General features: G+C 60.3%; 27 protein-coding genes and 1 tRNA gene. 9 read left to right on the forward strand and 19 right to left on the reverse strand.

Features of this window, described 5'->3' with window-relative positions; translation table 11 throughout:
- Positions 1 to 8 precede the first annotated feature (8 nt).
- From cpaB to IFT59_RS17655, 3 genes are all read right to left on the reverse strand, one after another.
- A complete protein-coding gene (cpaB, locus tag IFT59_RS17645; RefSeq protein ID WP_062454122.1) occupies positions 9 to 815 on the reverse strand; it encodes a Flp pilus assembly protein CpaB in 807 nt (268 codons plus the stop codon).
- Positions 816 to 934: 119 nt separating this feature from the next.
- Positions 935 to 1,453, reverse strand: coding sequence for an A24 family peptidase (locus tag IFT59_RS17650; RefSeq protein ID WP_062454123.1), 519 nt, complete (start codon positions 1,451 to 1,453; stop codon positions 935 to 937).
- A 102-nt stretch (positions 1,454 to 1,555) separates the two neighbouring features.
- On the reverse strand, positions 1,556 to 1,726 hold the full coding sequence (locus IFT59_RS17655) for a Flp family type IVb pilin (protein WP_062454124.1): 171 nt from the start codon (positions 1,724 to 1,726) through the stop codon (positions 1,556 to 1,558).
- Positions 1,727 to 2,141: 415 nt separating this feature from the next.
- Between IFT59_RS17655 and IFT59_RS17660 the strand changes: the two genes are divergently transcribed.
- From IFT59_RS17660 to IFT59_RS17690, 7 genes are all read left to right on the forward strand, one after another.
- Positions 2,142 to 2,540, forward strand: a complete 399-nt coding sequence (locus IFT59_RS17660; protein ID WP_092664131.1) for a pilus assembly protein N-terminal domain-containing protein — start codon at positions 2,142 to 2,144, stop codon at positions 2,538 to 2,540.
- 157 nt (positions 2,541 to 2,697) lie between these two features.
- The gene (locus IFT59_RS17665; protein ID WP_192087663.1) at positions 2,698 to 3,351 is read left to right on the forward strand and encodes a TadE/TadG family type IV pilus assembly protein; all 654 of its coding nucleotides are present in this window, start codon (positions 2,698 to 2,700) and stop codon (positions 3,349 to 3,351) included.
- Positions 3,351 to 3,941 carry a TadE/TadG family type IV pilus assembly protein gene (locus IFT59_RS17670; protein ID WP_092663895.1) on the forward strand — a complete coding sequence of 197 codons (591 nt, stop codon included), beginning with the start codon at positions 3,351 to 3,353 and terminating at the stop codon, positions 3,939 to 3,941. The genes IFT59_RS17665 and IFT59_RS17670 overlap by 1 nt, the downstream gene beginning before the upstream one ends.
- 114 nt (positions 3,942 to 4,055) lie before the next feature.
- A complete protein-coding gene (locus IFT59_RS17675; RefSeq protein ID WP_192087664.1) occupies positions 4,056 to 5,276 on the forward strand; it encodes a phosphopentomutase in 1,221 nt (406 codons plus the stop codon).
- Positions 5,273 to 6,259: an adenosine deaminase gene (locus IFT59_RS17680; RefSeq protein WP_192087665.1), complete on the forward strand. Its 987-nt coding sequence runs from the start codon at positions 5,273 to 5,275 to the stop codon at positions 6,257 to 6,259. The genes IFT59_RS17675 and IFT59_RS17680 overlap by 4 nt, the downstream gene beginning before the upstream one ends.
- Positions 6,260 to 6,318: 59 nt before the next feature.
- On the forward strand, positions 6,319 to 6,948 hold the full coding sequence (gene upp / locus IFT59_RS17685; protein WP_062454129.1) for a uracil phosphoribosyltransferase: 630 nt from the start codon (positions 6,319 to 6,321) through the stop codon (positions 6,946 to 6,948).
- A 113-nt stretch (positions 6,949 to 7,061) separates the two neighbouring features.
- Complete coding sequence (locus tag IFT59_RS17690) at positions 7,062 to 7,586, forward strand: TIGR02281 family clan AA aspartic protease (protein ID WP_192087766.1); 525 nt, start codon at positions 7,062 to 7,064, stop codon at positions 7,584 to 7,586.
- 3 nt (positions 7,587 to 7,589) lie between these two features.
- Here the strand turns inward: IFT59_RS17690 and deoA are convergent, their stop codons facing one another.
- The 10 genes from deoA to IFT59_RS17740 all read right to left on the reverse strand — a co-directional run bounded on the left by deoA (position 7,590) and on the right by IFT59_RS17740 (position 17,024).
- A complete protein-coding gene (deoA, locus tag IFT59_RS17695) occupies positions 7,590 to 8,903 on the reverse strand; it encodes a thymidine phosphorylase (RefSeq protein ID WP_192087666.1) in 1,314 nt (437 codons plus the stop codon).
- 5 nt (positions 8,904 to 8,908) lie between these two features.
- A complete protein-coding gene (gene deoC, locus IFT59_RS17700) occupies positions 8,909 to 9,679 on the reverse strand; it encodes a deoxyribose-phosphate aldolase (RefSeq protein ID WP_192087667.1) in 771 nt (256 codons plus the stop codon).
- Between the two features lie 112 nt (positions 9,680 to 9,791).
- Positions 9,792 to 10,580, reverse strand: a complete 789-nt coding sequence (locus tag IFT59_RS17705; RefSeq protein ID WP_192087668.1) for a purine-nucleoside phosphorylase — start codon at positions 10,578 to 10,580, stop codon at positions 9,792 to 9,794.
- On the reverse strand, positions 10,577 to 10,981 hold the full coding sequence (locus IFT59_RS17710; RefSeq protein ID WP_062454134.1) for a cytidine deaminase: 405 nt from the start codon (positions 10,979 to 10,981) through the stop codon (positions 10,577 to 10,579). The genes IFT59_RS17705 and IFT59_RS17710 overlap by 4 nt, the downstream gene beginning before the upstream one ends.
- 5 nt (positions 10,982 to 10,986) lie before the next feature.
- Positions 10,987 to 11,958 (reverse strand): ABC transporter permease, encoded by a 972-nt coding sequence (locus tag IFT59_RS17715; protein ID WP_192087669.1) that lies wholly within the window; start codon positions 11,956 to 11,958, stop codon positions 10,987 to 10,989.
- A gap of 4 nt (positions 11,959 to 11,962) precedes the next feature.
- Positions 11,963 to 13,081 (reverse strand): ABC transporter permease, encoded by a 1,119-nt coding sequence (locus tag IFT59_RS17720; protein WP_062578673.1) that lies wholly within the window; start codon positions 13,079 to 13,081, stop codon positions 11,963 to 11,965.
- A 76-nt stretch (positions 13,082 to 13,157) separates the two neighbouring features.
- On the reverse strand, positions 13,158 to 14,678 hold the full coding sequence (locus tag IFT59_RS17725) for an ABC transporter ATP-binding protein (RefSeq protein WP_113166909.1): 1,521 nt from the start codon (positions 14,676 to 14,678) through the stop codon (positions 13,158 to 13,160).
- A 78-nt stretch (positions 14,679 to 14,756) separates the two neighbouring features.
- Positions 14,757 to 15,749 (reverse strand): BMP family lipoprotein, encoded by a 993-nt coding sequence (locus tag IFT59_RS17730; RefSeq protein ID WP_062580101.1) that lies wholly within the window; start codon positions 15,747 to 15,749, stop codon positions 14,757 to 14,759.
- Positions 15,750 to 16,002: 253 nt separating this feature from the next.
- Positions 16,003 to 16,653 (reverse strand): peptide-methionine (S)-S-oxide reductase MsrA, encoded by a 651-nt coding sequence (gene msrA / locus IFT59_RS17735; RefSeq protein ID WP_062454138.1) that lies wholly within the window; start codon positions 16,651 to 16,653, stop codon positions 16,003 to 16,005.
- Positions 16,654 to 16,694: 41 nt separating this feature from the next.
- Entirely contained in the window at positions 16,695 to 17,024 is a 330-nt protein-coding gene (locus IFT59_RS17740; RefSeq protein WP_062578669.1) for a hypothetical protein, read from the reverse strand.
- A gap of 187 nt (positions 17,025 to 17,211) precedes the next feature.
- On the opposite strand from IFT59_RS17740, the gene IFT59_RS17745 reads away from it, so the two are divergent.
- Positions 17,212 to 17,301: transfer RNA gene (locus IFT59_RS17745), tRNA-Ser, on the forward strand.
- 48 nt (positions 17,302 to 17,349) lie between these two features.
- Here IFT59_RS17745 and IFT59_RS17750 read toward each other — a convergent pair.
- Complete coding sequence (locus tag IFT59_RS17750) at positions 17,350 to 18,357, reverse strand: NAD-dependent epimerase/dehydratase family protein (RefSeq protein WP_062454140.1); 1,008 nt, start codon at positions 18,355 to 18,357, stop codon at positions 17,350 to 17,352.
- 63 nt (positions 18,358 to 18,420) lie between these two features.
- Positions 18,421 to 18,816: a response regulator gene (locus IFT59_RS17755; RefSeq protein ID WP_062454141.1), complete on the reverse strand. Its 396-nt coding sequence runs from the start codon at positions 18,814 to 18,816 to the stop codon at positions 18,421 to 18,423.
- Positions 18,817 to 19,007: 191 nt separating this feature from the next.
- Here IFT59_RS17755 and IFT59_RS17760 point away from each other — a divergent pair, with 191 nt between their 5' ends.
- A complete protein-coding gene (locus IFT59_RS17760; RefSeq protein ID WP_062454142.1) occupies positions 19,008 to 19,409 on the forward strand; it encodes a DUF1236 domain-containing protein in 402 nt (133 codons plus the stop codon).
- A gap of 73 nt (positions 19,410 to 19,482) precedes the next feature.
- Here the strand turns inward: IFT59_RS17760 and pncB are convergent, their stop codons facing one another.
- The 4 genes from pncB to IFT59_RS17780 form a co-directional block, all read right to left on the reverse strand.
- Entirely contained in the window at positions 19,483 to 20,787 is a 1,305-nt protein-coding gene (gene pncB, locus IFT59_RS17765; protein ID WP_192087670.1) for a nicotinate phosphoribosyltransferase, read from the reverse strand.
- 159 nt (positions 20,788 to 20,946) lie between these two features.
- The gene (locus tag IFT59_RS17770; RefSeq protein WP_156461794.1) at positions 20,947 to 21,291 is read right to left on the reverse strand and encodes a hypothetical protein; all 345 of its coding nucleotides are present in this window, start codon (positions 21,289 to 21,291) and stop codon (positions 20,947 to 20,949) included.
- A 109-nt stretch (positions 21,292 to 21,400) separates the two neighbouring features.
- Positions 21,401 to 22,351 carry a 2-hydroxyacid dehydrogenase gene (locus IFT59_RS17775; RefSeq protein ID WP_192087671.1) on the reverse strand — a complete coding sequence of 317 codons (951 nt, stop codon included), beginning with the start codon at positions 22,349 to 22,351 and terminating at the stop codon, positions 21,401 to 21,403.
- Between the two features lie 22 nt (positions 22,352 to 22,373).
- Positions 22,374 to 24,002 carry an ABC transporter ATP-binding protein gene (locus IFT59_RS17780; protein WP_192087672.1) on the reverse strand — a complete coding sequence of 543 codons (1,629 nt, stop codon included), beginning with the start codon at positions 24,000 to 24,002 and terminating at the stop codon, positions 22,374 to 22,376.
- Position 24,003: the final 1 nt, after the last annotated feature.

Here is a 24,003-nt window from a genome sequence, read left to right on the forward strand (position 1 = left end):
CGCCCCGTTCACTTCGTCTGCTGTGAGGCAGAACTTTTGACGATCGCCCCTGATTTGATGACCTGGACCTCTGCCTTGCCGCCGCCATGCAGCAGATAATCTGCTGCAACCGTATCGGCTTCCTGGGCATCCGCGACCGAACGGAGAGCAAGCGTCAGGCGCTCTGCCATCTGCTGCGCCACCGTGATGATCTTTGCCTGATCGGGGGTCAGTTCCAGCGTGGCGGTCGTTCCGACCACCGACTTGCTGCCATCCGGCGCCTCCTGGATCTGCTGGTCGATCGCGAGCACCCGGACGTTGTTGAGGACGTTTTCGGTGATGAAATTGCCGCTGTCCTTGTTCTCGCGCACCATGATCACATCGACGCGATCATTGGGGAGCACGAAGCCGCCAGCCCCGGTGGCCACGGAAATTTCGGTCGCGACAGCGCGCTTTCCGGACGGAAGCAGCGAGGACATGATGCGGCTGGAGGAGTCTGCAATCTTCTCGGCGCGGATTGGCTCGCCCTTGAAGATCGGCAGGCGCACGACGGAGCCGGCGACATCGGCGATGGCATCCGGCCGGGCGTCGCTCGTGATAAAGCCTTCGACGACGCTGCCGTTCGGCCACTCTACCCACTGAACCGACTTGTCATTGAGCCGGCTGCCGACGGGAATGTTCTCAGCCGAAACGAGAACTTTCGTCGTCGGCTCCCGCTGGATGACCGTCTCGACGAGGTCCGGGCCCTTCTGACCAGTAAGGCGCATCGCCAGCAGGCCGGCAAGACCTGCCGCTACAACTGCGACTGCGAGAATCATAAGACGAGCGGGCTTCATGAGCTTCCTCGGAGGAATACAAATCAATCCTCGAGAGCATGCGCCGGAATGGTGTAATTATGGTTAATAGGAAGCTTACGATTTGGGTTAACGCAATGTTACCCTGCCGTGCGCGTCGATTAGCTTGCGGCCAGAAGCACAAGATTGACGACGGGCGACTGCTGGAAGGTCAAGTAGCCGCCGATCGCGATCGCGATACCATAGGGAATCTTGCTTTCTGTCACCAGCGAAGCCGGCAGGCGGATCCCCATTGCCATTGCTGTATTGGCGTTTGCTCTCAACAGCAGGAAGATGAGTGTAATAAATCCGCCGACGAAGGCGACGGTGACCAGAAACGAAATCAGGGCGGGCGTAAACCCGAACCAGATTGCCGTTGCCGTCAGAAGCTTGGCATCGCCGCCACCCATAACGTTCATCGCAAACAGCATGAAGCACACAGCAAACACAGCGGAAGCTGCGGCAATACTCATCCCATAGTCCGCCCATCCGAGACCGACCAGCGGTGCGAAGACGAGAAACGAAACGAGGATAGCGGCAGACAGCTTGTTCGGGATCTTCATGGTGAAAAGATCGCTGATGGCAGCGAGCGCAAGACAGAATGGAACGATCAAGGTTACAATGACAACCATTTCAAGCATCCTTTTGGCGCCGCGTCCCTCGATCTTATGTATCAAGGCCTAAAGCTGTAAAACCGCCCCTAGTGGGGCGGTCTACACATAGACATCACGGTTCTTAAGAACTTACTGCTGGTTCAGCTTGGTAGCGAGGTTCTTGAACTGGTTGTTCAGAGCGCCGCCGAGCGTGGTCGCACCGGCGATCAGGGCCACGGAAATGAGAGCTGCGATGAGGCCATACTCGATGGCGGTCGCACCAGACTCATCCTTCATAAAACGAGCAAAAATCTTGGACATGGAATCTCCTATTCCCACCTACGGTTCAGCACTTACCGACAACTGTTTTCCGCTGTTCGGATAACCCAAACTAACCCTAGACGATTGCTATCGACTTAACGAAGAACCTTTCCAAAGTGTTAACTCCGCTGATACGGCACATTGGGTAAACAACCCACCAACAGCATCATTCAAATCGAAAACTGCGTCCCCGAACATTATATTTACCTAATAAAATATCATAAACATGCGGATATGGGATATTTGCAGCCGCATTTTTGCACGGAAATGCCGCTCTTGCTCCTTTCATCATTGGTTAACGTTTCGGAAAGCTCAGCCTCGAGATGTTTACTTAAGGCTTCATTCACCATTCCACGCCATCTTTGAGACACGACTGTTCATCGATTCAAAGGCCACCACGATGGTTGTGCGCAAAATGCTCGTTGCCTTCGCATGCCTTTGCGGCATTGCCACAAGCCTCAGCGGCCCGGCATTGGCGCAGGAAGACGGCCTTGTGCGCGTGTTCATGAATCACGCGCGGGTGCTGAAACTGGATAGGCCAGTGGCCAAGGTGATTGTTGGCAACGCGGAAGTCGCCGACGCGACCGTGGCCGACCCGACAACCATCGTCCTGACAGGCCGTGCGTTTGGAACGACCAATCTCGTCCTACTCGATGAGGATGGCAATGCAATTGCCGACGAACGTATTCTCGTCTCCATTGACGAAGGCAATACGGTTCGCGTGTACCGTCAGACCGAGCGCTCTGTTCTCTCCTGCACGCCCAACTGCGAGCAGCATGTGGAATTCAAGAATACGGCTGGTGCAACGCCCTGACGGCCTTGATCTGACACGACGCCAGACACAAAATTGCCCAGCTGCGTCGCCCGACCTGCTCTACGTGGACACAGGTGCCTAAACTCTAATCCCATTCGGCAACGGAATATCAATATTCCCCTCCTAGTATTGCGGCTCGAATGGACCGGGGGCGGCAATGCATCAGAACGATAGGCACACTGACGGCGCTGGCGCGTCGCGCGTGCCGGCGACGCACTCTCGGCGTCCATGGCGCCGGTTCAGCCGGTCCACGGATGGTGCCGCGGCGATCGAATTTGCGCTCCTGGCCATCCCCTATTTCGTGATCGTCTTTGCCATCATCGAAACCTTTGTTGCCTTCGCCGGCGAGCAACTGGTTGCCAATGCCGTCGACACGATGGCCCGCAAGATCAGAACAGGCAACATCACCTACGCTCTCGGCCGTCCCGGCACCGATATGGACCGGACGAAATTCCGGACCGCGTTCTGCGGCGAGATTGCGATCCTGATCAAATGCGATGCATCGGAAATCGCGACCCCGAACAAGCTCTGGCTCGACGTTCGCAGCTTTACGAGCTTTTCGGCGATCCCGAAGACAGTGCCCCGGACGCCCGCAAACACCGCTTTCGGCGAACTGGATACGGCCTCCATCAACTATTATTCGCCGGGCGGGCCAAAGACCGTCAATATGCTGAGGGCCTATTACAAATGGGAGGTCATCACCGATCTGGTGCGGCCCTACATAACCAATGTCCGGCCAACCAACGGGACACGGCCCAACTACTTCCTGATCGTCGAAACGGCTGCATTCCAGAACGAGGACTATCCGTGATGGCGACCCCAACAACCAGGCGGGCTGCACAGACCGGATGGCTCTGCCGCTTCAGGGCATTGATCCTTGACACGAAGGGCGCGGGCGCCGTCGAGTTCGCGTTGATCGTGCCGCTTCTGATCTTTCTCTACATCACGGCATTCGAGCTGACGATTGCGCTCAGTGTCTCCAAGCGAACCGCGAGTTCCGCAAGCACGATTGCCGACATTACGACCCAGCAGGCGAGCGTGACCCCGACGTGGCTTGCCACAATGAAGGATGTGACGGGCAGCATCTTTGCGCCCTACGCGCCGCAGAACCTGAGCCTGAAGATCACCGGCGTGCAGCTGGACGCAAACAGCAATCCGACCGTTGCCTGGTCGTGGGATCAGTCTAACGGCAAGCCGTACGCGGTGGGCAGCACCGTCAACGTTCCGAGCGACATGCGCACAGCCAGCACGTTTCTGGTGCGTACAGAGCTATCGGTTACGCACAAGTTGCTGATGATCATGCCGGGACTGCTTCCACCTCAGCTCCAGACGATCACGCTCAGCCGCCAGTACTACTACCGTCAACGCGTCGGAACCAGTATCGACTGTAACGGCTGCTGACGCGGTCCTCTGCTTCCCCTTTGCCAACATGATCGCGCGACTATATGTATCGCCATCCGGGCAGGTGATTTGTGTCACTTGTCCGCACAGGCGATTTCAATTTCCGGGTGACAGATGGCACGGGCCTTCCTCTTCGTTCTCGATTCCTTCGGCGTCGGCGGCGGCCAGGATGCGCAGGCGTATAATGACCTTGGCTCCAACACGTTCGGCCATATTGCCGAATTCTGCGCCGCTGGTGCCGCGGACCGAGCCGGCTTGAGGCAGGGACCGCTCAGCCTTCCGAACATGTCCTCGCTCGGCCTGCTCGAAATCGCAAAGCTTGCCAGCGGCGACTACCCGATCGGCATGCAGCGGCCCGAACGCGTCTTCGGCCTTCACGGCGCGGCAAACGAACTGTCGCTCGGCAAGGACACGCCGTCGGGACATTGGGAAATCGCCGGCACGCCGGTCACCTTCGACTGGGGTTATTTCCCGACCGAAGGCGATGCGTTTTCGCCCGAACTCGTCGAGGCGATCTGCCGCGAAGCCGAAATCCCCGGCATTCTCGGCAACTTCCACGCTTCGGGCACAGACATCATTGCAAAACTCGGAGAAGAGCATATCCGGACGGGCAAGCCGATCTGCTATACGTCCAGCGACAGCGTCTTCCAGATCGCCGCGCACGAGACCCATTTCGGGCTGGAGCGGTTGTTGAAGCTGTGCGAGACCGTGCGGACGCTGCTCGATCCCTTGAATATCGGAAGGGTAATTGCCCGACCATTCACTGGCGACACGCCGGAGACGTTCGAGCGAACCGGCAACCGGCGCGACTATTCAGTGCTGCCGCCGGAGCCGACATTGCTCGACCGGCTGGTTTCGGCGGGCCGAACCGTCCACGCCGTCGGCAAGATCGGTGATATCTTCGCGCACCAGGGCATCAGCCGCGTGATCAAGGCAAACGGCAACCACGCCCTGATGAATGCGACGCTCGACACGATGGCGCAAGCCGAGCAAGGCGATCTCGTCTTCACCAACTTCGTCGATTTCGACATGCTCTACGGACACCGTCGCGACGTCGCGGGCTATGCGGCCGCTCTCGAAGAGTTCGACCGGTCGCTTCCGGAAGTGCATCGCCGCCTCCAGCCGGGCGATATGGTGATCATCACCGCCGACCACGGCTGCGATCCGACCTGGCGCGGCACCGACCACACACGCGAGCGGGTGCCGATCATGGCGTTCGGTCCCGGCATTCGCTCCCGCTCGATCGGGCTTCGGCCGACTTTCGCCGATATCGGTGAGACAGTCGCTGCCCATCTCCGCATTCCCGCCGGAAGACACGGATGGAGTTTTCTGTGACGAAGAACTTTGTAAAGGCCGAGATCCACTGCCACATCGAAGGTGCCACGCCGCCGCATCTGGCACGGGCGCAAGCCCAGAAATACGGCGTGGACATCGCCCCTCTCCTCTCCGGTGACACCTATACCTGGAAGGATTTTTCCGAGTTCATCCTGAGCTACGACGCCATCGCCTCGTTGTTCCGAACAGAAGCCGACTATGCGCTGCTGACGGAGACCTATCTCTGCGAGCTTGCCGCCTGCAACACGATTTACAGCGAGATCATCGTATCGCCTGATCATGGCGACCGCATCGGGCTCGGTGCCGACGCCTATCTCGCCGGTCTCTGCGACGGTATTCACGCCGCGAAGGAAAAGACCGGGATCGAGACACGCATCATCGTGACCGGCGAGCGGCATTTCGGCCCTGACAGCGTGATTGCCGCCGCGGAATACGCCGCCCGATGCCGGAACCCGCTGATCACGGGTTTCAACATGGCCGGCGAGGAGCGTATGGGCCGCGTTGCCGATTATGCGCGTGCATTCGATATTGCTCGCGACGCGGGCCTTGGTCTGACGATCCATGCCGGCGAAGTCTGCGGGGCATTCAGCGTGTCCGACGCGCTCGATCTCGTGCGTCCATCGCGGATAGGCCACGGCGTTCGCGCCATCGAAGATCCGGCTTTGGTGGAGCGGCTGGCCGAGCTCGGAACCGTGCTGGAAGTCTGCCCCGGTTCGAATATTGCGCTGCAGGTTTTTCCGGATTTCGAGAGCCATTCCTTGAAAGCCCTGAAGGCTGCGGGCGTGCGCGTGTGCATCAATTCCGATGACCCGCCGTTCTTCAAGACTTCGCTTGCCCGTGAATACGACATTGCGGCGGAGGTCATGGGTTTTAGCGATGCCGAAATCGATGCCATGACCCGTGTCGCGATCGAGGCGGCTTTTGTGGACGAGGCGACCCGCGGCGCACTGCTTGCCCGGTTTGACGCTACCGCGGCACAATGACGACTTGCGCGCGCGGTCATTTTCCCGGATGAAGACACGGATAACAGAGAGGTAAAACCATGGACGGCGTGACTGTCATCGATCATCCGCTGGTGCAGCACAAGCTGACCATCATGCGCAAGAAGGAAACCTCGACGGCCGGCTTTCGGCGGCTGTTGCGCGAGATTTCCATGCTTCTCTGCTATGAAGTGACGCGGGATCTCGACCTCACCATGGAGACGATCGAGACGCCGCTGACGCAGATGCAGGCGCCTGTCGTCGAAGGCAAGAAGCTCGTGTTCGTTTCGATCCTGCGCGCCGGCAACGGCCTTCTGGAAGGAATGCTCGAGCTGGTGCCATCCGCACGTGTCTCCCATATCGGCCTCTACCGAGACCATGACACGCTGCAGCCAGTGGAATACTATTTCAAGGCGCCTGAAAATCTCGATGAGCGATTGCTGATTGTCGTTGATCCGATGCTCGCGACGGGCAATTCGGCGATCGCCGCGATCGAAAAGCTCAAGGAGCGTGGGGCAAAGAACATCCGTTTCCTCTGCCTTCTTGCAGCCCCGGAAGGTCTCAAGAATTTCCAGGACGCGCATCCCGACGTGAAGATCTATACGGCTTCGATCGACAGCCACCTCAATGAAAAGGGCTACATCATGCCCGGCCTCGGCGACGCTGGTGACCGGATGTACGGCACGAAGTAACGCAGTTCAGACTTTGCTTACCTAGATTTCATGCCAATGGCCTGCGAAGCTTTTCGCGGGCCATTTTTTCATTGTCCTTTGCTACCTTCAAGGCGAACTCGCAAAGGATGACCATGCTTCTGCGCACCCTTGTTTTCGCTGGCCTCGCAGCTCTGCTTGCAACGCAAATCCCGGCGGTGATGACGCTTGTTGATCGCGTGCCGGAGCCTGCCAGCGGCACTGCGGAAACGGCGACCTCTGCCAAGGCCCAACCAGCGTCCGTGTCCCCCGGCCGGGTACGGCTTTCGGCCGATGGCAGGGGCCATTTCAACGGCCAGTTCAGGATCAACGGCAAGACGGTGGAAGGGCTGGTCGACACGGGCGCATCGGCAGTCACCATCAACGAAAGCACGGCCCGCAAGCTGGGCTTCGGGGTCAACAGTCTCGATTTCCGGTATCAGATGAATACGGCGAACGGCAAGACGGACGGCGCGCGCATCATCCTCGACCGCATCGAGATCGGCAACGTCCGGGTCAGACAGGTCGATGCCTTCGTGCTGCGCGACGAAGCGCTTTCCGGCACGCTGATCGGCATGACCTTCCTGAAAAAACTGAAATCCTTCCAGGTCGAAGATGGCAGCCTGACGCTGATCCCTTAGCGATTACTCGACCCGACCGAGGATGACCGGCGGCAGGACAGGCGCTTCGTCAGACACCGAATAGCAGGCGGTGACGTCGGCTACGGTGCGTGCTGCATCGTCTTGCGTTGCTGCATGGACCATGGCGATCGGCTGCCCTTTTGAGACCTTGGTGCCAAGCGGGAGAATGGCATCGAGTCCGACACGGTGATCGATCGCGTCTCCGGCACGGCGCCTGCCACCGCCAAGCTCCACCACCGCCATGCCGAGTGCCCGTGTTTCGCAGCTGGCGAGGAAGCCATCGGCAGGAGCGAGGACCGGGCGAATGACTGGCGCCTCTGCAAGATAGACATCCGCCGGCCTATCGCAGAAATCTGCCGGACCGCCCAGCGCATGGGTCATGCGAGCAAAGCGTTCCAGGGCTGCACCGGATGCCAGTGCCCGTCGCGCAACCTCTTCAGCCTCTTTGATCGTCGCAACGAGATTGCTCAGAACCAGCATTTCCGCTGTTTCGGCAATCACGACGCTTTCCAGTCGCGTCCCTACTTTCTCTCCCTTGAGAACCGAGAGACAGTTTCTGATCTCCAGCGCGTTACCGGCTGCATCGGCAAGCGGCTGGTTCATGTCCGTCAGCAGCGCCACGGTCTTCAGACCTGCACCATTGGCGACATCGACCAGCGAGCGGGCCAGAAGCTCAGCTTCAGCCGTGGAGCGCATGAAGGCACCGCTGCCGACTTTCACGTCGAGGACCAGAGTTTCGAGACCGGCTGCAAGCTTTTTCGAGAGGATAGAGGCGGTGATCAGAGAGACGGCCTCTACCGTCGCGGTGACATCGCGGATGGCGTAGAGTCTGCGATCGGCCGGTGCCAGTTCCTGTGTCTGGCCGACGATGGCGCAACCGATATCCCGGACGATGGCACGCAGGCGCATTTCATCCGGCATCACGTCGTAACCGGGTATGGCCTCAAGCTTGTCGAGCGTGCCGCCGGTATGGCCAAGGCCGCGACCGGAGATCATCGGAACGGCGAGGCCGCAGGCGGCCGCAAGCGGTGCAAGCATCAGCGAGACATTGTCGCCGACGCCACCGGTCGAATGCTTGTCGGCCACCGGGCGCCCGGCATCCGACCATTGCAGCACACGACCGGAATCGCGCATCGCCAGCGTCAGCGCGATCGTTTCGTCCCGCGACATGCCCTTGAAAAAGACGGCCATGGCGAAGGCTGCAACCTGCCCTTCGGAGATCGTCTCATCCGTCATCGCCGCGATGAATGCGGCGATGTCATTCGATGACAGAACCTCGCCATCGCGTTTGCGACGGATGATCTCCTGCGGGATCATGGCGCCTAGTAGCCGGTGGAAGCGCGGGATGCGGGTGCGCCGCTCAACACGCCCAGGATATCGTCGAGAAGACTGGACGCGCCGAAGCGGAATGTCGACGGCATGAGCCAGTTCGGACCCATGGTCGATTCGGCAAGCCGGAGGTACAGATCCGCATCCGCGACTGTGCTGATGCCACCGGCGGGCTTGAAGCCGATGCGCTTCTTGGAGGCGCGGATGGCCCGCAGCATGCTGTCTGCCGCTTCCAGTGTGGCGTTGACGGACACCTTGCCTGTAGAAGTCTTGATGAAATCGGCACCGGCAGCGATCGCGAGTTCCGAGCCGCGTCCCACGAGCGATGCGTCCTTCAGTTCTCCTGTCTCGAGAATGACCTTGAGGCAGGATTGCGGGCAGGCCGCGCGCACGGCCTCGACCATGTCGGTCACCGCCTGCTCATCGCCCGCCATCAGCTTGCGATAGGGAATGACCAGATCGATCTCGTCGGCGCCATCTTCCACGGCCTGCCGGGTCTCTTCGACCACGGAGGCGACCGGCAGGTCACCGCCTGGAAAATTCACCACCGTGGCAATACGGACCTTGTGACCGTGCCCCAGGATCCCGCGCGCATGGGCGACGAAACGCGGCCAGATGCAGATTGCGGCCGCGGCCCCATACGGGGTCTGCGCCCGCGCGCACAATGTCTCGATCGCGGCATCGTCGCAGTCGTCGCGCAGGTTCGTAAGGTCAAGAAGCGAGAGCGCAAAGGATGCTGCTTCGCGTGGACTATGCAGTTCCATGATCTGCCTCCCTTAAAGAGCGGACATATTTATCGTTGAAAGGATTATATGCAAGCCGTCGGGACCCGGGAGGTCGCCGACGGACAGCTATCCAGCTGAATTGAAACGGGAATCAGGCCAGCATTTCCTTGAGGACGGCAGCCAGCCGCTGGCCGCCGACCGGTGCCATATCCTTGGTTTCATCGTGGCTGAGTTCGGCGCCTGTCATCCCGGCGCCGAAATTCGTGATCACGGACGCTGCTGCGACCTTCATACCGAAATAGCGGGCGAGGATGACTTCCGGCACGGTGGACATGCCGACGGCATCGGCGCCGAGCGTTCGGGCCATGCGAATTTCCGCAGGTGTTTCGAAGCTCGGGCCTGAGAACCACATGTAGACGCCGGAAAACAGCGGAATGCCGGCTCGTATCGCGGCATTGCGCATATCCAGCGTCAGGCCCGCATCATAGGCCGAGGTCATGCCGACAAAGCGCTGGTCGCCGCGTTCGCCGATCAACGGGTTCATGCCGGAATAGTTGATGTGATCGGAGATCTGCATGACCGAACCCGGCGGCATGTCTTCCCGGAGCGAGCCTGCGGAATTGGTGAGGATCAGGGTCTGGACACCGAGACCGCGCATGACCTCGATCGGGAAGCGCATCGCCTTGGCATCGCCGTGCTCGTAATAATGCGCCCGGCCGGACAGCATGATCACAGGCTCTTCGCCGAGGTAGCCGGCGACCAGTTCGCCGGCATGGCCCGTGACGCCGCTGACGGGAAAGCCCTCCAGCATCGTATAGGGAATGCGGACCTGATCGCGGACTTCCTCCACAAGCGTTCCAAGGCCCGACCCCAGCACGACCGCATGCCGCGGGATAAGGCCGTCCAGCCGGTCGACGAGCAGATCGATGACGTCTCTCATCCGATCGTATCCGTCTCAAAGGCGTAGGGCAGAAGTTCTGCCATCGTCACGGTCTTCTGCACGCCGGCGTCATCGCAGAGATAGATGAGCGTATCGGCCGAGGCGAATTCGGAGATCTTCTGTCGACAGCCGCCGCAGGGCGTGCAGAGCGGAAGCTTTTCGGCAATCACCGCAAGCGACTTCACCTTCTTGCCGCCACCCATGATCATGGCGCCGATTGCCGTCGGTTCGGCGCACCAGCCTTGAGGGAAGGACAGGTTCTCGATATTGGCGCCGAGATAGACCTTGCCGTCGTCGGCAAGGATTGCTGCCCCAACCGGGAACTTGGAATAGGGCGCATGCGCTTTCGACATGGCATCGCGGGCAGCTTCGAACAGGTCGTGTGGCGAAAATTCGGACATCGCGATCAGCGCTCCTTGGTATAGGGGACACCGCCGGCCTTGGGCGGGCGGGCAATGCCGATAAAGCCGGCGAGTAGCACGCAGGTGAGGATATAGGGCAGCGCCTGGAAAATCTGCACCGGCACCTCGCCGATCAGCGGAAGCGACTTGCCCTGCATGAAATTCGCGAAGGCATCGAGGAAGCCGAACAGCAGGCAGGCGAACATGACCGGCACCGGTTTCCACTTGGCGAAGATGAGCGCCGCAAGCGCGATATAGCCCTTGCCGGCCGACATGTTGTTGATGAAGGCCGCCGACTGCGCGATCGCGAGATAAGTACCGGCAAAGCCTGCGAGGAAGCCTGTGACGATCAACGCCCTGTAGCGCAGCCAGCTGACCGAGATGCCGGCCGTATCGACCGCACCGGGATTTTCACCGACGGCACGAAGACGAAGGCCGAAGCGCGTACGGTAGAGGATCCACCACGACAGCGGCACCATCAGGAAGGCGATATAGGTGAGGATATTGTGGCCGGAGATGACGTTCGCATAGAGCGGTCCGATGATCGGCACCTCCCGCATCGTGTCTGCGCCTGGTAGAGTGATGCTGGAGAAGCGGCCGGATGCAGGAACCTGTCCCGTGCGTCCGCCCTGGCTGAACCAGGCCTGGCCGAGCACGATGGTGAGGCCCGCCGCGATGAAGTTCAGTGCCACGCCGGAGACGATCTGGTTTCCGCGGTTGGTGATCGAGGCAAAGCCGTGCAGCATGGAGAACAGGATGGCGGTGACGATGCCTGCGCCAAGTCCTGCCCAGGCGTTGCCGGTGTAATAGGCGACGCAGGCCGAAGCGAACGCCGATACCAGCATCTTGCCTTCAAGCCCGATATCAAAAATACCGGCGCGCTCGGAAAACAGGCCAGCGAGTGCAGTAAACAGCAGTGGGATCGACAGGCGGATCGCAGAACCGAGAATGCTGATGAAAACTTCGAAATAATCCATGCGCCTATCTCCCCCCTGCCGGTGATCGGGCAAATTGCTGGTAGGCACGCACGATGGCCGGTCGAAGCATATATTCGAGCGCTCCGGCAAACAGGATGACCATGCCCTGGATGACGACGATCATGTCGCGCGTGATCGCCGGCATGTCGAACGAAAGCTCGGCACCGCCCTGGTAGAGGATGCCGAACAGCAGCGCCGAAAGAACGATACCGGCCGGGTGATTGCGTCCCATCAGGGATACCGCTATGCCGACGAAGCCTGCGCCACCGACAAATTCGATCTGCAGACGGGCGGATGCCCCCATGACCGGGTTCAGCGCCATCATGCCGGCAAGGCCGCCGGAGATCAGCATCGTGATCATGACGATCTTCGAATACCCGATACCGGCATAGCTTGCGGCAGACGGGCTGATGCCGAGCGTGCGCATTTCATAGCCGAGCTTGGTGCGCCAGATCAGGACCCAGACGAGGAAGCACATGATGAGTGCGATCAGGAACGAGAAGTTGAGCGGTGCAGCGCCGAGCTTGCCGCCAAACATGGCGATCAGCCAATCGAGCTTGGGCAACTGGCCGCCCGGCAAAAACGTGCGGCTTTCCGGCGCCATCTTGCCGGGCACGATCAGCATGTGCACCAGCACGTAGTTCATCAGCGACGACACGATGAAATTGAACATGATGGTGGTGATGACGATGTGGCTGCCGCGCTTTGCCTGAAGCCAGGCAGGGATGGCGGCGCAGGCGGCACCGAAGAGTGCTGCCCCGATCACCGCAAACGGCATCGTCACGTACCAGGGAACATAGGCATCGAGCGAGAGCGCCACCAGCGCAGCACCGAGACCACCGAGATAGGCCTGGCCTTCCGAGCCGATGTTGAAGAGGCCGGAATGGATGGCGACTGCGACCGACAGGCCGGTGAAGATGAAGCTCGTGGTGTAAAACAGGGTGAAGCCAATGCCTTCGCCGCGGCCAAGCGCACCGACCAGAAGCAGCTGCAGCGCTTCGAACGGGTTTTCGCCGATCGCCCACACCACGATGCCGGAGAAGAAGAACGCGAGCGCGAGGTTGATCAGCGGGATGACGCCGTAATTGATCCAGCCAGGCAGGGGCACGGATGCGGTGCTCATGCGCCCTCTCCCTTCCAGTCGTTTGCAAGGAGAAGCCCAGGCATCGTAAACTCCAAAAATATCATTCCCGGCCGGATCATGCTGCGATCCCGGCCATCATCAGGCCCAGCGTCTGCTCACCCGCCTCGCCCGACTTTTCGCCGACGACCTTGCCGGCAAACATGACAAGGATGCGGTCCGACAGGGAGCGGATCTCGTCGAGTTCGACCGAGACCAGAAGCACGGCCTTGCCGGCATCGCGCGTATCGATGATGCGCTTGTGGATGAACTCGATCGCGCCGATATCGACGCCGCGAGTGGGCTGGCCAATGATCAGCACGTCCGGATCGCGTTCGATCTCGCGGGCAACGACGATCTTCTGCTGGTTGCCGCCGGAGAAGTTGGCGGTTTTCAGCCGCGCATTCGGCGGGCGGATGTCGTATTTGACGATCTGTTCCTCGGCCTGCTTGCGGATCGCATCGAGGTCCAGCATTGCACCGCCATAGCGGCGGTCGCGGTGGTAGCCGAGGATGGAATTCTCATACTCCTCGAATTTGAGGACCAGGCCCATGTGATGGCGGTCTTCCGGAATGTGCGCGAGGCCGAGCGCGCGCAACATGGCGGGATCTGAACCGGCAATCGACTGGCCGTTGACGATAATCTCGCCGGAGGACGGCTTGCGGATGCCGGCGATGGCCTCCAGCAGTTCCGACTGGCCGTTTCCGGCAACACCGGCAATGCCGACGATCTCTCCGGCGCGGACTTCGAACGACACGTCGTCGACCATCGTCACGCCTCGGCTGTCCTTGACGGTGAGGTTCTTGACCGACAGCAGAACCTTGCCCGGATCGGCCGCGCCCTTTTCGACACGCAACAGAACCCGGCGACCGACCATCAGTTCGGCAAGTTCCTCGACGGTCGTGTCGGCAGTCTTGCGTGTGGCCACGATCTCGCCTCGGCGCATGACGGAGACCGTATCGGTGATCGCCATGATCTCGCGCAGCTTGTGGGTGATGAGAATGATCGTCTTGCCCTGGTCGCGCAGCACGCGCAGGACCTTGAACAGGTGGTCCGCCTCGGGCGGTGTCAACACGCCGGTCGGCTCGTCGAGAATGAGGATTTCGGCGCCGCGATAGAGGGCCTTCAGGATCTCGACACGCTGCTGGCGTCCGACCGGCAATTCCTCGATCACCGCATCAGGATCGACGTCGAGGCCGTAATCGTCCTCCAGACGCTTCAGCTCCTTGCGGGCACTGGCCACGCCCCGGCGCAGCAACTGGCCGCCCTCGGCGCCCAGCATGACGTTTTCGAGCACCGTGAAATTTTCGACCAGCATGAAGTGCTGGTGCACCATGCCGATGCCCGACGAGATCGCGGCCTGGCTGTCGCGGATCGTCACCGGCTTGCCGGAGATGCGAATCTCGCCCTCATCGGCCTGATAGAATCCGTAGAGGATCGACATCAGCGTCGACTTACCGGCGCCGTTTTCGCCGATAATGCCGTGGATCGAGCCTTTGGCAACCGTGAGGTTGATGTTCTTGTTCGCGTGCACAGCGCCAAACTTCTTGTCGATCCCGACAAGTTCGATCGCCGGCTCTTTCGCAGGTTCGAAGCTCAATGATCCGCCCTTCCACTGGATATACAAAAAGGGCGCATGACGACATCGATCGCCATGCGCCCTTTGATGGTTACCTGCTTACATCGGGCAGGCGTTGTCCGACATGTAGTCGTGAACCTTGACGGTGCCGGCAATGATGTCAGCCTTGGCCTTGTCGACGGCTGCCTGCATTTCAGGGGTGATCAGCGACTTGTTGCTGTCGTCGATCGCAGCCGAAACGCCGTCTTCCTTGACGCCGAGTGACTGGATGCCGGCCGTGAACTTGTCGTCCTTAAGATCCTTGTAGGCATTGTAGACAGCCAGATCGACGCGCTTGACCATCGAGGTCAGGACCGAACCCGGATGAAGGTGGTTCTGGTTGCTGTCGACGCCGATCGAGAACTTCTTGTTGTCGGCCGCCGTCTGAAGCACGCCAAGACCGGTCGCACCTGCTGCCGCGTAAACCACGTCGGCACCCTGATCGATCTGGTTCTTGGTGAGCTCGCCACCGCGAACCGGGTCGTTCCAGGCAGCGCCGGTCGTGCCGGTCATGTTCTGGAACACCTGCGCATCAGGCTTTGCTGCCTTGACGCCCTGGGCATAGCCGCAACCGAACTTGCGGATCAGCGGAATATCCATGCCGCCGATGAAGCCGACCTTGCCGGTCTTCGAGGCGAGGCCTGCGAGAACGCCGACGAGATACGAGCCTTCCTCTTCCTTGTAGAGAACGGAACGCACGTTCTTCAGGTCAACGACGGAATCGACGATGACGAACTTGGTGTCCGGGAATTCCGCGGCAACCTTCTCCATCGCCGAAGTCCAGGCAAAGGAAACGGCGACGACCGGGTTATATCCGCGGCTTGCGAAGTTGCGGATAGCCTGCTCGCCCTGCGTATCGTCCTTCGGCTCGAAGTCGCGATAGTCGGTGCCGGTTTCCTTTTTGAACTGCTCGGCGCCGGCATAGGCTGCTTCGTTGAACGATTTGTCGAACTTGCCGCCGGTGCCATAGACGAGCGCCGGCTTGACTTCAGCGGCGATCGCTGTCGACGACAGCGCGGCCACTGCGACGAGGCTCAAAAGTGTTTTTTTCATCATTCAGCCCTGTTTTTTTAAGTTAGGTCCTCCCGCAGCGCCTCACAGAGGTATCGCTCACGGTCACCTGCCCCCCTCTTCGAAGGCTTGGCTGTCGAATACTCTTGCATGGGTGTTGGAAAATTTCACGAGATTTTTTTCGTTTGGTAAAAAACCACAGGCAGGTCGCAACCCTGCTCAAGGCTTCACCAAATTCGCGCCGGCGTCGCTCAAATCCATGGCGGCCTGGGATGATTTTAGGCAGCCAGCCCGGCTAGGCGACGGGACAGCTCACCCCTGTTCCGCGCAAGCCGCAATAGCCGCCGGGGTTCTTCGCCAGATACTGCTGATGGCACTCCTCGGCGTAGTAGTAATTGCCAATCGGCGCGATCTCGGTCGTGATCGAGACGTCACGCCCCGCAGCAGTCAATGCAGCCTGAAACGCGGCAAGCGCCTTGCCTGCCGCAACCACCTGCTCTGCCGACGTGGTATAGAGCGCGGACCGATAGGTCGTGCCGATATCATTGCCCTGCCGCATCCCTTGCGTCGGATCGTGCTCCTCGAAAAACAGCTTCAGAAGCTGACGGTAGGAGACGATCTCCGGATCGAACACGACTTTCACGATTTCCGCGTGCCCGGTCAGCCCGGTTGTTGTCTCGTGATAGGTCGGGTTCGGGGTCAAGCCGCCCGCAAAGCCGACTGAGGTGACATGAACGCCCGGGACTTGCCAGAACAGCCGCTCGGCGCCCCAGAAGCAACCCATGCCGAAATACGCCACATCCAGACCTTCCGGATAGGGTTCCTTCAGCGCGCGGCCGTTGACGAAATGATGGTCCGACGTTGCGACCGGTGTCTCTCTGCCGGGCAGGGCCTTTTCGACCGATGGCATGACAGTTTTCTTGCTGAACATATCGATCAAGAACATTTCAACCTCCCGAGTGAGGCGCGCCTCGCCTGCCTCTTGCCCTATCTAGCAGAAAAACGCCCGAACGGCGCGGGTTTCCTGTATCCGACCATCCAGAAAAACAGTGCCAGCCCGAGAAAGATCGCAAAGGCCGGCTGCGCCAGAACCGGGGCCACGTAGGGACGCCAGATATCCGAGCCTACATAGGAATTGGCGGAAATCTCCGCCATCGTCAGGCCTTCGGGATCGAAGTTCAGCCAGGCATTGCCGAGGCTCGTCATGACGACCGAGGAGGAGGAAACCGAATTGACCGAGTCCATCGTGCCGGCGACGACGGCTGCGATGAGCGCCGCGAGGCTCAAAGCCCGCATCAGAAACCTTACCGTCCTCATCGCAGGCTCCCCTGATGGCACTCAATCGCTGCAGGAAGCAAAATAGTGGCAAGCCTGATCCGTGACAACGCATGACATAAGATTTGTGCAACTGGCGCAAATCGTCCAGATTCCGGTTGATCCTTGCAAATTCATTGGTATATATCGCGCCGACCGCTGCTTCGCCCAAGGCTTGCGTCGGTTTTAAGGACAGGTGGCCGAGTGGTTGAAGGCGCACGCCTGGAAAGTGTGTATACGTGAGAGCGTATCGCGGGTTCGAATCCCGCTCTGTCCGCCATCACTTCCCAACCCAATCTTCAGACTTCCCCGTTGAACATCCCGAGCGCTAGTCGATCTGGCTGCGGTGTTCCAGATACCATTCGACGAAAGCCCCGACGCCCTCGTTGAGGCCGATCTCGGGTTTGCGGCCGGTCAGTGCGAGCAGCAGGTCGGGGCTTGCGAAGGTGCGGGGGACGTCGCCCTGCTGCATCGGCAGCATTTTCCGTTTGGCCGGCTTGCCCATGATCTTCTCGATCGTTTCGACGAAATCCATCAGACCGGCAGGCTGACCACCGCCGATATTGACGATGCGGAACGGACCCTGATGCGACAGCGTGTCGATACCGGCGACGCGGTTGTCTTCAGACGGAATGATCGACGCGAGATCCACGATCGAATCGACGAGGTCGTCGATATAGGTGAAATCGCGGCTCATCTTGCCTTCGCCGTAGATCTCGATTTCCTGATCCTCGATCATCGCCTTGACGAATTTAAACAGCGCCATGTCCGGCCGGCCCCAGGGGCCGTAGACGGTGAAAAAGCGGAAGGCCGTGGTCGGGATCTTGTAGAGATGGGCGTAGCTATGGGCCATCGCCTCCATTGCCTTCTTGCTGGCCGCATAGAAGGTGAGCGGCTCGTCGGCCTTGTCGGTTTCGCGGAAGGGAATATCCGGATTGGCACCGTAGACCGAGGAGGTCGAGGCCAGCAGAAGGTGGCCGACATTGGCTTCGCGGGCCGCTTCGAGCACGTTCCACGATCCGATCAGATTGCTATCGAGATAGGCCTTGGGGTTTTCGAGACTATAGCGGACGCCCGCCTGGGCGGCGAGATGGACGATCACGTCAGGTTTGAATTCGCGGGTTGCCGCCTGCAGCGTTTCCCGGTCTTCCAGCATCGCCTCGACGGGGCGGAAGGAGGGAAACTGCACGAGGCCGGCGACGCGCGCTTCCTTGAGCTTGAGGCTGTAATAGGGCGTCATTCCATCGAAGCCGAGAACCTCGTGACCATCCTGGAGCAGACGCCGCGCCAGATGAAAGCCAATAAATCCCGCCGTGCCAGTGATGAAATACCGCATCGATCGTCCCGCAATTGCTTTGCGTAACGTCATAACCGCTTGATGCGGCTATGGACAGACCAATTAGTGGAACAGCCGCAGCCTTGCCGGCGGCGTTCCCTGACGGCCATTCTTGCGATCCACCGCAAACTGGATGAGATCCATGGAGGCCTGATCGGTCAGGGGCTTCGCCATAACGCCCACAACGCCTGAAACTCCGGATGCGACAAGACCCGGATTGCCCGTGATCATAATGACGATGATGCCGAATTCGGCAAGCGTCTTGGCGATTTCAGGACCCGTCTCCCCATCCGCCAGCCTGACATCCACGAAAGCGATGTCGGTCTCGCGGGTGTAGTTCAAGGCAACGGTCATGTCGGGTGCAATGCCCACGACATCGTGCCCGCTGCGATGGACGGCATCCTCGATGTCCATGGCGACAAGCAAGCTGTCTTCGACAATCAGAAATCGGTATTCCACATCAAATTCCTCTGCGCGTTGAAGGAAAACATAGGCGGAAGCGCGGCAGAGGCAAGCCCTGCTCCACATCCGCCGATGCCAAGAGCGCCGCACAACGTTACATCCGGTTACGAAAGGTGACAACCGCTCCGGAACGAGTTTGCAAGTTCTACCGTTGTTAGGCCCGAGCGTATAGAAAAAGGAGAACCACCATGAAGAAGCTGACATTTGCTTCCTGCATCATCCTCGCGACAGCCTTTACCGGCCAAGCCTTTGCACAGCAGGGTACTGTTACAGGCGCCGCAGGCGGCGCGGTCACCGGCGCGATCGTTGGCGGCCCGGTTGGCGCTGCAGTTGGTGGCGTTATCGGCGCCGTTGCCGGGACAGCAATCGACCCGCCACCGCGCGAAGTCGTGACCTACGTCCAGGAACAGCCGCTGCCTACCACCGCCTACAGGGTCGAGCAGCCGATCGCCGTCGGCAAGCGGATCCCGCAGACCGTCGTCGTGACACCTGTGCCGAGCAATCCGAAATACGCGTACACGGTCGTCAACAACCAGCGCGTCATCGTTGATCCGGAAACCAACACCGTGGTTCAGGTGATCGAGCAGTAAGTTCGATCTGACATCACCAAACAGACAAGGCCCGGCGAGCTTCCTCGCCGGGCCTTTTTGATTGCGGAAATGACTAGACGACGACCTTTTGGTCGACGCGGTCTTCCTGACCGAAGAATTTGAGATACCGCTCGACTTCCGACGGTTCGCCGGTTGCCTTGCGGGGATTGTCGGAAAGCTTGACGGCGGGGCGGCCATTCGCTTCGGTCACCTTGCAGACGACCGAGATCGGCTTGAGACCGGCGATTTCCTGTGGCGCACAATCGGCAAAATCATTGGTGAGGTTTGTCCCCCAGCCGAAGCTCATGCGTGCCCGTCCCTCGAAATGGCGATAGGTATCGACGATTGCTTCGACATCCAGACCGTCCGAAAAGATCAGCAGCTTTTCTCTCGGATCACGCCCCATCTTGTTCCACCAGGCGATGATCTTTTCGCCGCCTTCGATCGGCGGCGCGCTGTCGGGACGGAAACCGGTCCAGTCGGCAACCCAGTCCGGAGCGTCGCGCAGGAAGGCGGCCGTGCCGAACGCATCGGGAAGCACGATCAAGAGGTTGCCGTGATAAAGTCGGTTCCAGTCTTTCAGCACCTGATAGGGTGCCTGACGCAGGTCCTCGTCGGTCTCCGCCAAGGCTGCGGCCACCATGGGAAGTTCGTGCGCGTTGGTGCCGACGGCTTCGAGATCGGAATCCATTGCCAGGAGCACGTTGCTCGTCCCGGTAAAGGCGCCGCCGATGCCTTCCTTCAGGGCCTCGACACACCAGCGCTGCCACATGAAGCTGTGGCGGCGGCGGGTGCCGAAATCGGAGATACGAAGACCGGGAAGCGTGCGCAGACGCTCGACCTTCTCCCACATCTTGGCCTTGGCGCGCGCATAGAGCACATCGAGGGTGAAATAGCCGAGCGTCCGCATGGCCGAGCGGGACCGCATCTCGTTGATGATCGCCAATGCCGGGATTTCCCACATCGTCGTCTCCATCCACTTGCCGTGGAAGGTCAGCTCGTATTGGCCGTTATGCTTGGAAAGTTCGTATTCCGGCAGCTCGAACGTCGAAAGCCAGGTCAGGAATTCCGGCTCGAAAATCTGCTTCTTGCCGTAGAAGGTGTTACCGGTGAGCCAGATCATTTCCTTCTTGGAAAGACCGACAGTGCGGGCATGATCGAGCTGCTCGCGCAAGGCAGCCTCGTCGATTTCCTCGGCGAGTTTCACGCTGGTCGTCCGGTTGATGACCGAAAAAGTCGCGTTGACGTCCGGATAAAGTTTCCAGATCATCTGCAACATCAGCAGCTTGTAAAAATCGGTGTCGATCAGACTGCGTATGATCGGGTCGAGCTTCCAGGTGTGGTTATAAACCCTGGTCGCAATATCAGTCTTCGTCATGCCTGCCCCTGCCCGGCCAGACGGCCGGCTCCACCACATCGGCGTCTCGCGAGATTTCGAAACCCTGCGCCAATCCCGGGCAAAGTCTTATCGGCAAATGACTTGGCAAGTCCAGAACGCAATTCGGCCGCGAGATCGCGACCGAACGAGACGGGCCAATCATGGATTTCCGGAGGGACGATCATTGGTTGTCGGGGCCTGCGGCTGGGTGACCGGTGCGTTGCTGGGTGCTGCGCCGGTAGAGTTGCCAGGTGTCGTGCTACCAGCCGGCGGCGTGGCGGTTTGCTCCGTCGGAGCATCTGTCGATTCGCCCCACCACTCGGCACCGCTCCAGGCGACGATCGCAAGAACGAGACCGCAAACCAGCACGATCAGCATCGGCTTGCCGTAGGAACCCTGCCGCGCTTCGGTCGCAGTTTCCTGAACCGGTGCGCCGTTCGGGTTGGAACTTGTGCCGCGCGAGACGTTCGGTGTGGGTTTGTCGGCATCGAAACGGGTGTTCATGATCACTCCTCCATTGCCGGCATCATCGTCGTCACGCCGGTCCATGCCAGCTAAACCGCGGGTTGGTGCGAATGGTTCCGTTTCGGCCCTTCGGGATCGGGAACATGGCCTAATAGCCGGCTGTGCGGTCCACGACGTGCTGCAGTGCCTCACCGGCTTCGAACCGCTGCATCTGCACCTCGGCATTGCGAAACAGTGCGCGGATATCCGACGCGGAGGCTGCATGCGGCGTCACGATGACGTTGTCCATGGACCAGAAAGGGCTCTCCTTCGACAACGGCTCCTGTTCGAAGACATCCAGCGACGCTCCACCCAGCATGCCACTCTCGAGCGCCGACACGAGATCGGCCTCGACCTGGCTGCCGCCGCGGCCGGCGTTGATGAAGACCGGTTTGCCAAGAGCGCCGCCTTGACGGAGTTTCGCAAACAGCGACGAATCGAACAGGCCGCGGGTCTCCGGCGTCAGCGGCAGGAGGCCGACGAGGATATCGGTTCGACCGAGAAATGCATTCAGACCATCGGCATCGAACGTCTCGACGCCCTCGATCACCTTGAGGCTGAGTGACCAGCCGACGACGTTGAAGCCCATGACCTTGAGCTTGGCGACGGAATCGAGACCCAGCTTGCCGAGACCCATCACGCCGACCGTCAGGTCCTTCGCCTCCGGCTGGGCGAGCTCGCGCCACTCGCTGCGACGCTGCTGGGCAAGGTAGGTCGGCATCTGTCGCAGGTGGCTCAGCGCCTGCAGGACAACCCATTCGCTCATGCGTGTCGTCAGGCTCTGATCGACGAAGCGGACGATCGCGCGATCCGGCAGTCCGGGTGTGGCGAGGATGGAATCCACGCCGGCGCCGCCGGAGAAGAGCACGTAGAGGTTCGGCGCGCGCTGGAAGAGATCGACATCCGGCTTCCACATGACCGCATAGCGCGCCTGTGACAGATCCGCCGCCTTGTCTGCGGCATGCAGGACGGTTCGCCCGGGAAACGCTCCCTCGAGGGCCGCGTGCATTTCACGCTGCTCGAATTTGAGATCGATGACGACCGCGCCTTTTTCGGACATGTCCTGTTCCCGGATTTTGAGATTACTGATGGATGGCGCCGGCTTCGACGGCTTCCAGGTTGAAGGCGGCGGCCATCAGGGCGCGGGTATAATCCTCGCGGGGTGCCCGGAAGATCTGATCGGCCGGGCCCTCTTCGACCACCTTGCCGAGCCGCATGACGATGACGTGGTTGGCAAGTGCCTTTACCACCTTCAGGTCATGGCTGATGAAGAGGTAGGCGAGGTTGTGTTTTTTCTGCAGGTCGCGCAGGAGATCGACGACCTGCGCCTGCACGGTCATGTCGAGCGCGGACGTCGGTTCGTCGAGCATGACGAAGCGCGGCTTCAGCACCATGGCGCGGGCGATCGCGATACGCTGCCGCTGGCCGCCGGAGAATTCATGCGGGTAGCGCCAGCGCGTGGCCGGATCGAGCCCGACTTCACCGAGCGCCCAGACGACGCGAGCATCGCGATCGTCGGCCGAAAGCTGGCTCTCGTGGACCTTGAGACCCTCGGCGATGATGTCGCCGACCGGCATGCGCGGGCTGAGCGAACCGAACGGATCCTGAAACACGACCTGCAGCCTGTCGCGGAACGGGCGCATCTGCTTGAAGGAATAGTTGCCGATATCGTTGCCGATAAAAACGATGCGGCCTTCAGACGAAATCAGCCTTGCGAGCGCCAAGCCCAGCGTCGTCTTGCCGGAACCGGATTCGCCGACGACGCCGAGCGTTTCACCGGCGCGCAGCGTCAGGTCAACGCCATCGACGGCCTTGACGTGATCGACCACCCTGCGCATGAAACCGGCCTTGACCGGAAACCAGACACGGATGTCCTTGCCTTCCATCACGACAGGACTTGCCGGATCAACGACCGGCGGTTCGCCGCGCGGTTCGGAGGCCAGGAGATGCTGGGTATAAGGGTGCTGGGGCTTGGTAAAGACGTCCTCGACGCTGCCGGCTTCGACGATCTTGCCCTTGGTCATGACGCAGACGCGATCGGCGAATTTGCGCACGATGCCGAGATCGTGGGTGATGAACAGCATCGACATGCCGTGCTCGCCCTTCAGCGCGCGCAACAGATCGAGGATCTGTGCCTGCACCGTGACGTCGAGCGCCGTAGTCGGTTCGTCGGCGATCAAGAGTTTCGGCCGGTTGGCAAGCGCCATGGCGATCATGACGCGCTGGCGCTGGCCGCCGGACAGTTCGTGCGGATAGGCCTGAAGTCGCTTTTCCGGCTCGCGGATGCCGACCTGGTTCAACAGCTCCAACGTGCGATCCCGTGCCGTCTGGCCAGAGACGCCCTGATGCAGATCGAGGATCTCGCCGATCTGCTTCTCGATCGTGTGGAGCGGATTGAGCGAGGTCATCGGCTCTTGAAAGATCATCGTGATGTCGTTGCCGCGCACCCGGCGCAGGTCGGGTTCAGATGCCTGCAGGAGATCGCGGCCATCAAACAGGATCTGGCCGGAGGGATGGCTTGCCGACGGATAGGGCAGAAGCTTGAGGACGGAATTTGCCGTTACCGACTTGCCGGACCCGGATTCACCGACAAGCGCCAGAACCTCGCCCGGGTTAATGTCGAACGACACCTTGTCGACGGCAAGCGTCGTTGCGCCGCCCTGATGGAAGGCGACGGAGAGATCGCGAACGGAAAGAAGCGGTTCGGTCATG

The organism is Rhizobium sp. CFBP 8752, from assembly GCF_014842035.1.
Lineage (GTDB): Bacteria > Pseudomonadota > Alphaproteobacteria > Rhizobiales > Rhizobiaceae > Neorhizobium > Neorhizobium soli.